The 13,964-nt window shown below is 73.8% G+C and carries 14 protein-coding genes; 6 read left to right on the forward strand and 8 right to left on the reverse strand.

Annotated elements, in window-relative coordinates; genetic code table 11:
• Positions 1-60: 60 nt before the first annotated feature.
• Genes mvk through ACIQ9P_RS27740 form a run of 6 tightly spaced genes read left to right on the forward strand, consistent with a single transcriptional unit; the run spans position 61 to position 6,655 of the window.
• Entirely contained in the window at positions 61-1,098 is a 1,038-nt protein-coding gene (mvk, locus tag ACIQ9P_RS27715; RefSeq protein ID WP_402361677.1) for a mevalonate kinase, read from the forward strand.
• The gene (gene mvaD, locus ACIQ9P_RS27720; RefSeq protein WP_402361680.1) at positions 1,088-2,146 is read left to right on the forward strand and encodes a diphosphomevalonate decarboxylase; all 1,059 of its coding nucleotides are present in this window, start codon (positions 1,088-1,090) and stop codon (positions 2,144-2,146) included. The genes mvk and mvaD overlap by 11 nt, the downstream gene beginning before the upstream one ends.
• A complete protein-coding gene (locus tag ACIQ9P_RS27725; protein WP_402361683.1) occupies positions 2,143-3,342 on the forward strand; it encodes a phosphomevalonate kinase in 1,200 nt (399 codons plus the stop codon). The genes mvaD and ACIQ9P_RS27725 overlap by 4 nt, the downstream gene beginning before the upstream one ends.
• Positions 3,339-4,421 carry a type 2 isopentenyl-diphosphate Delta-isomerase gene (gene fni / locus ACIQ9P_RS27730; RefSeq protein ID WP_402361686.1) on the forward strand — a complete coding sequence of 361 codons (1,083 nt, stop codon included), beginning with the start codon at positions 3,339-3,341 and terminating at the stop codon, positions 4,419-4,421. The genes ACIQ9P_RS27725 and fni overlap by 4 nt, the downstream gene beginning before the upstream one ends.
• A complete protein-coding gene (locus ACIQ9P_RS27735; protein ID WP_402361689.1) occupies positions 4,418-5,476 on the forward strand; it encodes a hydroxymethylglutaryl-CoA reductase in 1,059 nt (352 codons plus the stop codon). Before fni ends, ACIQ9P_RS27735 begins: the two co-directional genes overlap by 4 nt.
• A gap of 3 nt (positions 5,477-5,479) precedes the next feature.
• Positions 5,480-6,655 carry a hydroxymethylglutaryl-CoA synthase gene (locus ACIQ9P_RS27740; RefSeq protein ID WP_402361692.1) on the forward strand — a complete coding sequence of 392 codons (1,176 nt, stop codon included), beginning with the start codon at positions 5,480-5,482 and terminating at the stop codon, positions 6,653-6,655.
• Between the two features lie 202 nt (positions 6,656-6,857).
• Here the strand turns inward: ACIQ9P_RS27740 and ACIQ9P_RS27745 are convergent, their stop codons facing one another.
• From ACIQ9P_RS27745 to ACIQ9P_RS27780, 8 genes are all read right to left on the reverse strand, one after another.
• A complete protein-coding gene (locus ACIQ9P_RS27745) occupies positions 6,858-7,013 on the reverse strand; it encodes a hypothetical protein (protein ID WP_157855447.1) in 156 nt (51 codons plus the stop codon).
• 23 nt (positions 7,014-7,036) lie between these two features.
• Complete coding sequence (locus ACIQ9P_RS27750) at positions 7,037-7,573, reverse strand: hypothetical protein (RefSeq protein WP_402361695.1); 537 nt, start codon at positions 7,571-7,573, stop codon at positions 7,037-7,039.
• Between the two features lie 137 nt (positions 7,574-7,710).
• Complete coding sequence (locus tag ACIQ9P_RS27755) at positions 7,711-8,193, reverse strand: PhzA/PhzB family protein (protein ID WP_402361698.1); 483 nt, start codon at positions 8,191-8,193, stop codon at positions 7,711-7,713.
• A gap of 56 nt (positions 8,194-8,249) precedes the next feature.
• On the reverse strand, positions 8,250-8,936 hold the full coding sequence (gene phzG / locus ACIQ9P_RS27760) for a phenazine biosynthesis FMN-dependent oxidase PhzG (protein WP_402361701.1): 687 nt from the start codon (positions 8,934-8,936) through the stop codon (positions 8,250-8,252).
• Positions 8,929-9,765, reverse strand: a complete 837-nt coding sequence (locus tag ACIQ9P_RS27765) for a PhzF family phenazine biosynthesis protein (RefSeq protein ID WP_402361704.1) — start codon at positions 9,763-9,765, stop codon at positions 8,929-8,931. The genes phzG and ACIQ9P_RS27765 overlap by 8 nt, the downstream gene beginning before the upstream one ends.
• A gap of 297 nt (positions 9,766-10,062) precedes the next feature.
• Entirely contained in the window at positions 10,063-12,036 is a 1,974-nt protein-coding gene (locus ACIQ9P_RS27770) for an anthranilate synthase family protein (RefSeq protein ID WP_402361706.1), read from the reverse strand.
• Positions 12,033-12,656, reverse strand: coding sequence for an isochorismatase family protein (locus ACIQ9P_RS27775; protein ID WP_402361709.1), 624 nt, complete (start codon positions 12,654-12,656; stop codon positions 12,033-12,035). The genes ACIQ9P_RS27770 and ACIQ9P_RS27775 overlap by 4 nt, the downstream gene beginning before the upstream one ends.
• Positions 12,657-12,775: 119 nt before the next feature.
• Complete coding sequence (locus ACIQ9P_RS27780; protein ID WP_402361712.1) at positions 12,776-13,951, reverse strand: 3-deoxy-7-phosphoheptulonate synthase; 1,176 nt, start codon at positions 13,949-13,951, stop codon at positions 12,776-12,778.
• Between the last annotated feature and the right edge of the window lie 13 nt (positions 13,952-13,964).

Genomic DNA, 13,964 nt, shown 5'->3' on the forward strand with positions numbered 1-13,964 from the left:
GCCCTTTTCCGTACCGCCACCGGATTCCTTCCTTCCGAGAACTCTGGATGAGCGATCTCCATGCAGAAACGAAACGGGGAGCTGAGTTCGTTGTCCCTACCCGCCGCACCCGAGGGGTTGTCGGAGAACCGCGGCGCCCGGCCGGTCGGCACCGGCCGGGCCCGGGCCAAGGCGATCGTGCTGGGTGAGCACGCGGTCGTCTACGGAGCCCCGGCGCTCGCCCTCCCGCTGCCGCAACTGGGCGTCACCGCCACCGCCGGGTACTCCGCGCAGTCCCCGGCCGACCCGGCCGACTTCTCCCTCACCATGACCGGCGCCGAGTCCCGTCCGAAGGCCGCCCAGGCGTCCGGCGGACTGCACCGGCTGACCACCGAGTTCCGGGCCGCCATGGGCGTGCCCGACCGCCTGCACCTCGACGTGATCATCGACTGCGCGATCCCGGTCGGCCGCGGCCTCGGCTCCAGCGCCGCCTGCGCGCTGGCCGTGGTGCACGCGCTGGCCGACCTGTTCGAGCGCGAGGTCACCCCGCAGCAGGCGTTCGACCTGGTGCAGACCGCCGAGAACGTGGCGCACGGCCGGGCCAGCGGCGTCGACGCGATGGCCGTCGGCGCGGCCGCCCCGCTGCTGTTCCGGGCCGGCCGGGCGGAGGAGCTGGCGATCGGCTGCGACGGCCTGTTCATCGTCGCCGACAGCGGCGTCGCGGGCCGCACCAAGGACGCCGTCGAACTGCTCCGCGAGGGCTTCCGGCAACGGCCCGGCACCCAGGAGACCTTCGTCCGGCGCGCCTCCGAACTGACCGCGACCGCCCGGCTGGCACTCGCCGGGAACCGCCCCGAGCAGCTCGGCGCCCAGCTCACCGAGTACCACGAGCTGCTCCGCGCGGGCGGCCTGAGCACCGACCGGATCGACGGGATGGTCGCCGCGGCGCTGGCCGCCGGCGGTCTCGGCGCCAAGATCACCGGCGGCGGTATGGGCGGCTGCGTGATCGCGCTGGCGTCCGAGGAGCGGGCCGCGGAGGTCACCCGCGCGCTGCTCGCCGCCGGCGCCGTCCAGACCTGGTCCGTACCGCTGAGGGAGCACCCCGGCCATGGCCGCTGAGCAGCCGACCACCACCCGCCCGCGCCCCGCCACCGGGAGCGCCCCCGGGGACGCCACCGCCGTCGCCCACCCGAACATCGCGCTGGTCAAGTACTGGGGCAAGCGGGACGAGCGGCTCGTCCTCCCCTGGACCGACAGCCTCTCGATGACCCTCGACGTCTTCCCGACCACCACCCGGGTCCGGCTCGCCCCCGGGGCCGGGGAGGACGCGGTGACCCTCGACGGAGCGCCCCTGGCGGGCGAGCCCCGCCGCCGGGTGACGGCCTTCCTGGACCTGGTCCGGGAACGCGCCGGAAGCCCGCTGCGGGCCGTCGTGGAGACCCGCAACACCGTCCCCACCGGCGCCGGACTGGCCTCCTCCGCGAGCGGCTTCGCCGCGCTGGCCACCGCCGCCGCCGCCGCGTACGGACTCGGCCTGGACGCCACCGGGCTGTCCCGGCTGGCCCGGCGCGGCTCCGGCTCGGCCTCGCGCTCGGTCTTCGGCGGCTTCGCCGTCTGGCACGCCGGGCAGCCGGACGACGGTGGCGACCCCGACCTCGGCTCCTACGCCGAGCCGGTCCCGGTGCCGGTGGCCGCGCTGGACCCGGCGCTGGTGGTCGCGGTGGTCGACGCCGGCCCGAAGGCGGTGTCCAGCCGCGAGGCCATGCGGCGCACCGTCGCCACCTCACCGCTGTACCTGCCGTGGGCCGCCTCCAGCCAGGCCGACCTGGCCGAGATGCGGGAGGCGCTGCACCGGGCCGACCTGGACGCGGTGGGCGAGGTGGCCGAGCGGAACGCGCTCGGGATGCACGCCACCATGCTGGCCGCCCGCCCGGCGGTGCGCTACCTCTCGGCGGCCTCCCTGACCGTGCTGGACGCGGTGCTGGAGCTGCGCCGCGCCGGGGTGTCGGCCTGGGCGACCATGGACGCCGGACCCAACGTCAAGGTGCTCTGCCGCCGGTCCGGGGCGGACCGGGTGGCCGCGGTGGTCCGCGAGGCCGTCGGCGGCGGTTCGGTGCATCTCGCCGGGCCCGGTCCCGGCGCCCGGCTGCTGGACCCGGACGCGTGAGCGCCGGCCGCCCGCCGGTGGTGCGGAGCGCGCCGGGCAAGCTGTTCGTCGCGGGCGAGTACGCGGTGGTGGAGCCGGGCAACCCGGCGGTCCTGGTGGCGGTCGACCGACGGGTCACCGCCACCGTCACCGAGCCCGCCGGGGAGGGGACGCTGGTCTCCTCCGACCTCCTCGCGGCGCCGGTCCGCTGGCTCCGCCGGGGGGACCGGCTCGATCCGGTCGGGGTCGAGGACCCCGACCGGGCCCGCCGGGAGCTGGCCCATGTGCTCGCCGCGCTCCGGACCGTCACCCGGCTGCTGGCCGAACACGGCCGTCCGGCGCCGGAACTGGACATCGCCATCAGCAGCGAACTGCACGAGGACGGCGTCAAGTTCGGCCTCGGGTCGAGCGGCGCGGTGACCGTGGCGACGGTCTGGGCGGTGGCCGCCCACTGCGGTCTGACGCTGTCGGCCGAGGAGCGGTACCGGCTGGCGCTGCTGGCCTCGGCCGAACTCGACCCCAAGGGCTCCGGCGGCGACCTGGCCGCCAGCACCTGGGGCGGCTGGATCGCCTACCGGGCGCCCGACCGGGCCGCCGTGCTCGACCTGGTCCGCCGCCGGGGTGTGGCCGGGGCGCTGGCGGAACCCTGGCCGGGCTTCGAACTGCGCCGGCTGCCGCCGCCCCCGGGGGTGGCCCTGGAGGTCGGCTGGACCGGCACCCCCGCCTCCACCACGGAGCTGGTGTCCGGGCTGCACCGCGGGGCCTGGCGCGGCACCGCGCCGCACCGCCGGTTCGTGGCCGCCAGCGCCGAGTGCGTGCGGGCCGTCGCCGACGCGCTCGGCCACGGCGACCGGCCCGCGCTGCTGGACGGCGTCCGGCGCGCCCGCCGGGAGCTGGCCCGGCTCGACGAGGAGGCCGGGCTCGGCGTCTTCACGCCCGCCCTGACGGCGCTGTGCGACGCCGCCGAGGCCGTCGGCGGCGCGGCCAAGCCCTCCGGCGCGGGGGGCGGTGACTGCGGCATCGCCCTGCTGGCGCTGCCCGACGCCCCGCGCACCCCGCACACCTCCGACGCCCCGCACGCCCCGCGTGCCCCGCACACCTCCCGCGCCGGGGCCACCGGAGCCCCGCCGGACATCGACCACCTACGCGAACGCTGGACCGCGGCCGGGGTGCGACCCCTGGACCTGCGTCCCGCCACGGAAGGGAACGAGGAATGATCTCTCAACGCAAGGACGACCACGTCCGGCTCGCGGTCGAGCAGCAGCACGGCCACGTCGGGCGCAACCAGTTCGACGAGGTGACGTTCGTCCACCACGCCCTGGCCGGGATCGACCGCCCGGACGTGTCGCTGGCCACGGAGTTCGCCGGCTTCTCCTGGCCGGTCCCGCTGTACATCAACGCGATGACCGGCGGCAGCGAGATGACCGGCAGGATCAACCGGGACCTCGCGATCGCCGCCCGGGAGACCGGGGTACCGATCGCCTCCGGTTCGATGAGCGCCTACTTCAAGGACGAGTCCTGCGCCGGCACCTTCAGCGTGCTGCGCGAGGAGAACCCCGACGGCTTCGTCCTGGCCAACGTCAACGCCACCGCCTCCGTCGACAAGGCGCGGCGCGCCGTCGACCTGCTGAAGGCCGACGCGCTGCAGATCCACATCAACACCGTCCAGGAGACGGTGATGCCGGAGGGCGACCGCTCCTTCTCCGCCTGGGTGCCGCAGATCGGCCGGATCGTGGAGGGCGTGGACGTCCCGGTCATCGTCAAGGAGGTCGGCTTCGGGCTCAGCCGGGAGACCGTCCTGGTCCTGCGCGACCTGGGCGTGCGGGTGGCCGACCTCGGCGGCCGGGGCGGCACCGACTTCGCCCGGATCGAGAACGGCCGGCGCGACCTGCGCGACTACACCTTCCTGGAGGGCTGGGGCCTGTCCACCGCCGCCTGCCTGCTCGACAGCCGGGGCGTGGACCTGCCGGTGCTGGCCTCCGGCGGCGTGCGCCACCCGCTCGACGTGGCCCGCGCCCTGGCGCTCGGCGCGAACGGCGTCGGGGCGTCCGGCACCTTCCTGCGCACCCTGATGGACGAGGGCGTGGAGGCGCTGGTCACCCAACTGAAGAGCTGGCTGGACCAGTTGGCGGCGCTGATGACCATGCTCGGCGCGGCCGACCCGGCCGCGCTGGCCGGCCGGGACCTGCTGATCCAGGGCACCCTGCGCGAGTTCTGCGCCGACCGCGGCATCGATCCCGCGCAGTTCGCCCGGCGCTCCGCCGCCGGGACCACCACCACCGGAGGCACCCGATGACCGAGGACCACGCCATCGCCGGCGTCCCGATGCGCTGGGTGGGTCCGGTGCGCATCTCGGGCAACGTCACCACCACCGAGACCCATGTCCCGCTGGCCACCTACGAATCGCCGCTGTGGCCCTCGGTGGGCCGGGGCGCCAAGGTCTCGATGCTCGCCGAGCACGGCATCGTCGCCACCCTGGTGGACGAGCGGATGACCCGCTCGGTACTGGTCGAGGCGACCGACGCGGGGACGGCGCTGGCCGCCGCCCGGAGCATCCAGTCCCGGTTCGAGGAGCTGAAGGAGGTGGTGCGCGGCTGCAGCCGGTTCGCCGAACTCGTCGGCGTCCGGCACGAGATCAACGCCAACCTGCTGTTCGTCCGGTTCGAGTTCACCACCGGCGACGCCTCCGGGCACAACATGGCCACCCTGGCCTCGGACGTGCTGCTGCAGCACCTGCTGCGGACCGTCCCCGGCATCTCCTACGGGTCGATCTCGGGCAACTACTGCACCGACAAGAAGGCCACCGCGGTCAACGGCATCCTGGGCCGGGGCAAGAACGTGGTGACCGAGCTGCTGGTGCCGCGGGAGGTCGTCACCGGGGTGCTGCACACCACCGCGGCGAAGATCGTCCAGCTGAACATCCGCAAGAACATGCTCGGCACCCTGCTCGCCGGCGGCATCCGCTCGGCGAACGCCCACTTCGCGAACATGCTGCTCGGCTTCTACCTGGCCACCGGCCAGGACGCGGCCAACATCGTCGAGGGCTCGCAGGGCGTCGTGATGGCCGAGGACCGCGACGGCGACCTGTACTTCGCCTGCACCCTGCCGAACCTGATCGTCGGCACGGTCGGCAACGGCAAGGGGCTGGCCTTCGTGGAGACCAACCTGGCCCGGCTCGGCTGCCGGGCCGACCGCGAGCCCGGCGAGAACGCCCGCCGGCTCGCCGTGATCGCGGCGGCGACCGTGCTGTGCGGCGAACTCTCGCTGCTCGCGGCGCAGACCAACCCGGGCGAGCTGATGCGCGCCCACGTCCACCTGGAACGCGGCAACACCGAGAAGGTCGGGGTGTAGGGAATGTCCAACGGGGCCACTGCCGGAATTCACGATCTGTCGTTCGCGACCACCGAGTTCGTCCTGCCGCACACCGCGCTCGCGGAGTACAACGGCACCCCGATCGGCAAGTACCACACGGGCATCGGCCAGCGGTCGATGAGCGTGCCGGCCGCCGACGAGGACATCGTCACCCTGGGCGCGGCGGCCGCCGCGCCGATCGTCGCCCGGCACGGCACGGACGGGATCCGGACCCTGGTGTTCGCCACCGAGTCCTCGATCGACCAGGCGAAGGCGGCGGGCGTGTACGTCCACTCGCTGCTCGGCCTGCCGTCGGCGACCCGGGTGGTCGAGCTCAAGCAGGCTTGCTACGGGGCCACCGCCGCCCTGCAGTTCGCCCTCGGCCTGATCCACCGCGACCCGTCCCAGAAGGTCCTGGTGGTGGCGAGCGACGTCTCCAAGTACGAGCTGGACAGTCCCGGCGAGGCGACCCAGGGCGCGGCCGCCGTGGCGATGCTGGTGACCGCGGACCCGGCGCTGGTGCGGATCGAGGACCCCTCGGGCCTGTTCACCGCCGACGTGATGGACTTCTGGCGGCCGAACTACCGGGACGCGGCGCTGGTCGACGGCCAGGAGTCCATCGGCGCCTATCTCCAGGCGGTGCAGGGCACCTGGAAGGACTACTCCGAGCAGGGCGGCCGGCCGCTGGAGGACTTCGGCGCCTTCTGCTACCACCAGCCGTTCACCAGGATGGCCTACAAGGCGCACCGCCACCTGCTGAACTCCGCCGGGCACGACACCGACGAGGCCGCCGTCGAGCGGGCCCTCGGACGCACCACCGGGTACAACGCGGTGATCGGCAACAGCTACACCGCGTCGGTGTACCTGGGGCTGGCCGCGCTGCTCGACGGGGCGGAGGACCTCGACGGACAGGCCGTGGGCTTCCTCAGCTACGGCTCGGGCAGCGTCGCGGAGTTCTTCGCCGGGACGGTGGTGCCCGGCTACCGGGAGCACCTGCGGACGGAGGCGCACCGGGCGGCGGTGGAGCGCCGGCAGCCGATCGGCCACGACCGCTACCGCGAGCTGCACGAGTGGGCCTTCCCGACCGACGGCGGCGACCACCCGACCCCGGCCGGGACCAGCGGGCCGTTCCGGCTGGCGGGCATCGCCGGGCACAAGCGGATCTACCAGAAGCGCTGACGGCGAAGGGGCCGGGGACTCTCCGCGGAGAGTCCCCGGCCCCTCGTCGGGCGCCCCGGCCGCCGTGCGCGGCCGGTCCCGGAGCACCCGCGGATCCGTTGACGGGCGGTGTTCCCGCCCGCCCGGCAATGGATCCGCGGGGTGGTGTCCCCGGCCCGGTGGCCGGTGGCCGTTCAGAACCGGCCCGGTGGCCGGTGGCCGGTCAGGACCGGCGGCGCAGGGCGATCTCGGTGAGTTCCTGGATGTCGAACTCCGAGCGGCCCGGTGTGCCGTAGCGGGTGATCTTGCCGCGGCTGACCCACTTGCGGATGGTCGCCTCCGAGACGCCCGCGGCGAGCGCGGCCACGTTCGTCGGCACGAGCCGGTGTCTGGGCGGCCGGCTCAGACGGCCGCCGTTCGCCGTTGGTCCAAGAGGTGCCGTAGCGTGAGCCATTCGCGTATCCCCCATGAATGTCCGGACGAGCAGCCGACGCTGGTCCGTCCCCCGGTGTGGTGCTGCGGTGAGGCGTCGATCGTCCCGGGGCAGCCGTCCACCACGCAGGCCCGGGTGGGCACCGCGGGGTCGCCGGACTCGGGGTCGATCGCGTTGAGCAGTTCCAGCCGCAGGTCCTCGATCTCGTCGGCGAAGTCGGCGGCCGGCGGCTGTGCGGTGAGCCAGTCCAGATGGCGGTCGAGGAACCGGGCCAGGTGCGGCACCGAGCGGATCACCGCAGTGGTGCCGAGCCGCTCGGCGGCGAAGTGCGACCAGGACTCCAGGATCGCCACGATGTTGTTGCGGGCGTCGATCGCGGACAGGTTCAGCCGGTCCCGGCGACGGCTCCCGGAGACCCGGGTCGGGTTGCGCCGCCGGGGCTCGGTCTGGATGTGGTGCAGGCACTCCCGGTGCAGCTCCGGGAGGGCCCGCAGGGTGCGTTCCAACTGTCTGATGCACGGGCCGCAGAGGACGGACCCCGCGGCCGCGGGGACCTCCCGTCCGTGCTTCCTGGGACACGAGTGGAACTCCATCGAATCTCCTTCGTGCGCGCGTCCGGCGCCCGGACTCCCTGCCCGACGGGTCAGTCGGTGGGAATCCAGTCCCGCCTGATGTGCGGGGTCTCGATGCCGAGCGACTTCATGTGCTCGATCGGGTTGGTGTACTCGCGGCTGGCGGCGATGAGGCCGTCCCGGAGCGTGAATCCGTGGATGAAGTGGTTGCGGTAGTGGCCCTCCGGATAGCCGGGGAAGCGGATGGTGCCCTCGCCGTCGCACTCGACCATGACCGTGTCCGGGTCCTGGGTCTGGAACACGTGGATGTCGAACCACCGCCAGTCGGGCAGGACTTCGAGCGAGAGCTCGTTGTGCCGCCTGAGCTTCTCCCGGCCGGTGACGACGATCGGCCGGCCGATGTCGGTGTAGAAGAGCGCGGCGGTGCCGTCCTCGGTGTAGAGGGTGTAGCGGCGCAGCCGGGCCTCCGGGCCGGTCTCCAGGTACTGCTCGACGGCCCGGCGGTTGCGGGCCCGCAGGTCGTGGTGGTCGGTGAAGATCTGTGGCGAGGTCATGGCTTCTCCTCGGGGGGGTCGGGGCCGGTCGGGGTGCGCGGCGGGCCGCGCGGCGGTCAGGGCTGGAGCCGGCTGATCCCCCAGCCGTCGGCGGTGCGGTCGTAGCGCAGCCGCTCGTGCAGCCGGTCGGTGCCGTCGGCCCAGAACTCCAGCGCGTCCGGGACGAGTTCGAAGGCCACGTAGGAGGCGGGGCGGGGCAGCGGCTGCCCCGGCCGGCCCAGCTCCAGCGCCTTCGCCCGCAGTTCCTCGAAGTGGTCGAGGTCCTCCACCGGGCGGCTCTGCCGGGACACCGTGGTCATCGGGTGGGTGAACACCGCCCGGGCCGCCCACAGCTCCTCCGCCGCGGCGTCGGACAGCTGCCGGACCGGCCCGGCCAGCACGATCTGCTGGCTGGTCTCCCGCCAGTACAGGACGCCGGACGCCCACGGGTTCTCCAGCAGCTCCCGGCCCTTCTGGCTGTCGGCGTGGGTGGCGAAAACGATTCCGGCCTCGGTGATCCGGTTGATCACCAGGATCCGGGACGAGCTGCGGCCCCGGGCGTCGGCGGTGGCCAGCGCGAGCGCGCGGGGCTCCCGCACGCCGTGCCCGGCCGCGGCCGCCAGCCAGGAGTTCAGCAGGCCCATCGGCTCGGCCGGCGGGGTGCGGAACTCCGGGAAGTCGAGCGCGACCGTCCCGGTCAACGACTCGGACCGCTTCCGGTCGGGCTGGTCGGGCCGGTGGGACTGGACGGAACGGTCAGACATGCAGCACTCCTTCGATGGTGACGACACCGTGGCCCGAGACCTCGACGCTGTCGACGCGGTCGCCCTCGCCGTGCACCAGCGCGCCCATCGGCGAGGGGCGGCCGATCTCGACGCCCTGGGTGATCTCGATCCGCCGGCCGTAGACGCCCAGGCCGTGCCGGGCCAGGTGGATGGCGATCGGGCCGGCGGCGGAGCCGGTCGCGGCGTCCTCCACGACCCCGTACGCGGGCGAGAACATGCGGTTGCGCCAGGTGGTCCCGGAGCCCGCGATGCAGTTGGTCGCCATGTCCGGGAACCGGGCCAGCGCGCGGTGGTCCGGGTCGACCTTGGACAGCGCCTCGACGCTCTCGAAGCCGACCAGGACGTGCCGCGGGCCGTTGCGGTAGATCTCCACCGGGAGCGTCGAGGCGCTCACCCCGAGCGCCCACAACAGTTCCTCGGCCCGCTCGAACGGCTCCCAGACCGGCACCGGCTGGCGCATCCGGGTGGCGACGGTCCGGCCGTCCACCCGCTCCAGGTCGAACGGGATGACGCCCATCGCGGTCTCGATCCGCAGGGTGTCGGCCTCGGTGTGCCCGCCCAGCGCGATCGCCGTGCCGAGCAACGGGTGCCCGGCGAAGGGGAGTTCGTTCACCGGGGTGAAGATCCGGACATGGTGGTCCCCGCCCTGCTTGGGGGTGAGGACGAAGGTGCTCTCGGAGAGGTTCATCTCCCGGGCGATGCGCTGCATCTGTTCACCGGACAGGTCGTCGGCCCCGAAGAAGACCGCCACCGGATTGCCGGTGAGGGGCCGGCGCGCGAACGCGTCGACGACGACGTACTTGTGCATGGGTCCTCCCGCTCTCGTCGTTTCTCGTCATTGGGACTGCGGGCCGCGGCTCGGCGGCGGGGTGTGCCGCATCGCGGCGCCGGGCGCGCGGACGCGGCCCGGCCGGAGCGCGCGGGTGCGCCTCGTGCGGACGACGCGGGTGCGCCTCGTGCGGACAGCGCGGTGCGCCGGGCCGGAGCGACCGATCGCGACGCGGCCACGGGCAGGGGGAGCCGGACCGGCACTCACGGGGGAGAGCGCCGGTCCGGCGGTCCTGGGGGCGGCCCGGCCGCCCGGGGGTGCCGGGCGGCGGGCGGCTCAGGCGGGGTCGGGGACCCGCGCCGGACCGAGCAGTCCGGACAGGACGGTGGCCACGATCCGCGGCCCCTCCCTGGTGAGGACGGACTCGGGGTGGAACTGGAGCGAGGCGAAGCCGGGCCCGCGCAGCGCGTGGACCTCTCCGCTCTCCCGGTCCCGGCTCACCAGGACCGGGCCCACGCCCTCGGCGGCGAACTCCTCCGCCTCGGCGACCAGGGCGAAGGTGTTGTAGAACCCGACCCGCTCGGCGCCGCCGAAGAGGTCGATCTCCTTCTGCACACCCTGGTTGGGCACGGCACGGCGGCGGATCGGCAGCCCGAGCCGCAGTCCGAGCACCTGGTGGCTGAGGCACACCGCGAGGAACGGCCGTCGCTCGGCCAGCAGGGTGTCGATCGCGGACCGCAGATGGCGCATCTTGGGATGCGCGGCCTCCTGCGGGTCGCCCGGCCCCGGCCCCATCACGACCAGGTCGTGGCCCTCGAAGGCGTACTCCTCGTCGAACCGGCGGACCGTGACCCGCAGGCCCAGGGAGCGCAGCTCCTGGTCGATCATCGAGGTGAAGGTGTCCTCGGCGTCGACCACCAGCACACTGCGGCCGGCCAGTTCGGGCCGGGCGCGGAAGCGCGACGCGGTGTCGGCGAGCCAGAAGTCGGCGATGGAGTCGTTGCGCGACCGCAGGGCGCTGAGCACGCTCGGATGGCCGGCGAAGCGCTTCTGCTCCCCGCCGTCGAGCGCGGCGACCAGCCCGGCCGCCTTGGCCCGGGTCTCCGCCGCCTCCGACGCCGGGTCGGAGTGACGCACGATGGTGGAGCCCACGGCGATGCCGATCCGGCCCCGCGCGGAGATGTCGGCGGTGCGGATCAGGATCGCGGTGTCCATCACCCGCTCCCCCGCCGCGTCCCGCCCGATCAGCGCGGCCACCCCGCTGTAGTAGCCGCGGCCGCCCGGCTCGTACCGGTGGATGATCCGGCAGGCGCTCTCCACCGGGCTGCCCGTCACGGTGGGCGCGAACATCGTCTCGCGCAGGATGTCCCGCACATCGCGGTCGGTCCGGCCCTCGATCAGGTACTCGGTGTGCGCGAGCCGGGCCATCTCCTTGAGGTACGGGCCCACCGCCCGGCCGCCGTCCGGGCAGATCCGGGCCATCATCTTGAGTTCCTCGTCGAGCACCATGTAGAGCTCGTCGGTCTCCTTGCGGTCCGCCAGGAAGTCCAGCACACCGGTGAGGGTCGGCCCGGACGGCGGGTAGCGGTAGGTGCCGCTGATCGGGTTCATCACCGCCGTGCCGTCGCGGAGACTGACGTGCCGCTCCGGCGAGGCGCCGACCAGGGTCCGTTCCCCGGTGTGCACCAGGAAGGTCCAGTAGGCGCCGCTCTCGTGCTCCAGCAGCCGGCGGAACAGCGCCGGCGCGCTCAGCGGCCCGAAGTCGGTGATGTCGGCGACGAAGGTGCGCTTGATGACGAAGTTCGCGCCCTCGCCGGTGCCGATCATCTCCTTGACGATGCGGCCCACGACCTCGCCGTACGCCTCGTCGTCGACGTCGAAGGCACCGCCGGCCAGCGGGGTCGGCACGTCCGGGATCCGGGCCAGCGCCCGGTCCAGCGGCAGCCGCTGCTGGCCGGTGACGGTCATCGCGACCAGCGGGGTCCCGTCGTCGGCGGCCTCGAAGCCGCGCTCGGCGAGCTGCCGGTACGGGACCACCACGAGCACCTCGTGCCGGTCCCCGACGACGGGCGCCGCGGCGGCGGCCGCCTCCGCACCGGGCAGCGGGATGTCGGCCAGCGTGGCGGGCAGCGCGACCGAGCCGGTCAGCACCTCCACCACCGGGCCGGTGCCCCCGGCCGCGCCGGGCCGGTGCAGCAGCGCGAACGCCCCCGACCGGCCGGCCAGCACCTCGTCGAGCAGGTCGGGACCGGAGGCGGGCAGGTCGGGACCGGCGGCGGGCCCGGGAGCCCCGGGCAGGCCGCCGCTCATCCGAACAGTCCCTTGACGGTGGTGACCCGGGCGCAGCGCTCGGCGGCGTACTTCAGCGCGGAGTGGTGGTACTCGGCGGAGAAGTCCGCCGTGGCGTCGGCGACGAAGAACACCTGGATGTCGTTGGTGAACGCCTCGATCGCGGTGGCCAGCACGCCCACGTGGGCGTAGACGCCGCAGAGCACCAGCTGGTCGCGGCGGGTGTCGCGCATCCGCTCCAGCAGGTCGGTCCGGAAGAAGGCGCTGTAGCGCCACTTGGTGAGCAGCCAGTCCTGCGGGGCCGGTGCCAGGGCGTCGACCACCTGGCGGTCCTCGGGGGCCGGACGCATGCCCGGGCCCCAGAAGTCCTTGAGCAGACCGCGCTGCTCGTCGGTCATGCCGCCCGGCTGGGCGGTGTAGGCGACCGGGACGCCCAGGCCGGCGCAGCGGTCGCGCAGCCGCGCCGCGTTGCCGACGAGTTCGTTCCTGGTGTTCTCGGGGATGGAGTCGAGGAAGTACCGCTGCATGTCGTGGACGAGGAGGACGGCGCGGTCCGCCTCGGCGGTCCAGGACACGGTGGCCGGCGGCAGCTCGCCCTCGGCCGGTAACGGGTACGACTGGATCGGGGGTATGCCGGTCATGGCTCCGGTTCTTTGCTTGATGCGCGGGCGGGTGTGGGGCGCGCAGAGCGGGGCGGAGGAGGTGGTGCGGTGGCGGCCGGCCGTCGGAAGGGCCGGGCCGACACCACGGCGGGAACCGGTCAGACGGTCCAGGCCGACACCACGGCGACGGCCTGGGCCGGGTTGAGCCGGGGGTCGCAGCACGAGGTGTACCGGTCTCCGACGGAGCCGAGCCCGGCCTCGGTCGAGGCGCACTCGGTCACGTCGTCCGGAGTGGTCTCCAGGTGCAGCCCGCCGGCCACGCCGCCCGCGCCGCGCACGGCCTCGACGAACCGCGACACCTCCAGCGCCACCGTCTCCACCAGGCGCGTCTTGTACCCGCCGGGCGCCGAGACGGTGTTGCCGTGCATCGGGTCGCTGAGCCAGACCACGGGGTGGCCCGCGCCGCGGACCGCGTCGACGAGCTTCGGCAGCCGGTCCGACACGTTCTCGGCGCCCATCCGCGCGATGAGCGTGAGCCGGCCCGGATCGCGCCACGGGTCGAGCTTCTCGCACAGCGCCAGCAGTTCGTCGGGCTCCATGCCGGGGCCGACCTTGCACGCCACCGGGTTGGCCACCTGCGACAGCAGTGCGACGTGGGCGCCCTCGACCTGCCGGGTGCGCTCGCCGATCCACGGCCAGTGGGTGGAGCCGAGGAACATCCGGCCCTTGTCGTCGACGCGCAGCATCGGCGCCTCGTAGTCCAGCAGCAGCGCCTCGTGGCTGGTCCACACGAGGGGCTCGACGACGTCGCGACCGGCCGCGCGGTCGCGCCAGCCGAGGTGCTCGACGATGTCACCGGCCGCCATGTAGCCGGTGAGGATGCGCAGTGGATCGGGCCGGCGGACCTCCGGGTCCGGCTCCGGTCCGTTCACCATGTGCCCACGGAAGACCGGGAGTTCGACCCCGTCCACGATTTCGGTGGGCTTGGAGCGGGGCTTGGCGAACTGCCCCGCGATTCGGCCCGCGCGAATGACCGGCTTTCCGGTCCGCAGACCGAGGGTCCCCGCGAGCAGATCGAGCAGCGCGGACTTGCGCGCCACATGTTGACGTGTGCATTCCTGCGGGTCCTCGGCGCAGTCCCCGGACTGCAGCACGAGCGCTTCTCCGAGCGCGACCTTTCCCAACAGGGTTCGCAAGGTGGCAAGGTCGTCCGGCTGGACCAGGGTGGGACGCGAGGCCAGTGCCTCGCCCACCCGATTGACCTGGGGTAGGTCGCTCCATTCGGGTTGTTGCAACGCCCCGCGGATACGAATCTCCCGTATAACGTCTTCCACGACGTACTCCGAT

The organism is Kitasatospora sp. NPDC094019 (assembly GCF_044764505.1).
Classification (GTDB): Bacteria; Actinomycetota; Actinomycetes; order Streptomycetales; family Streptomycetaceae; genus Kitasatospora.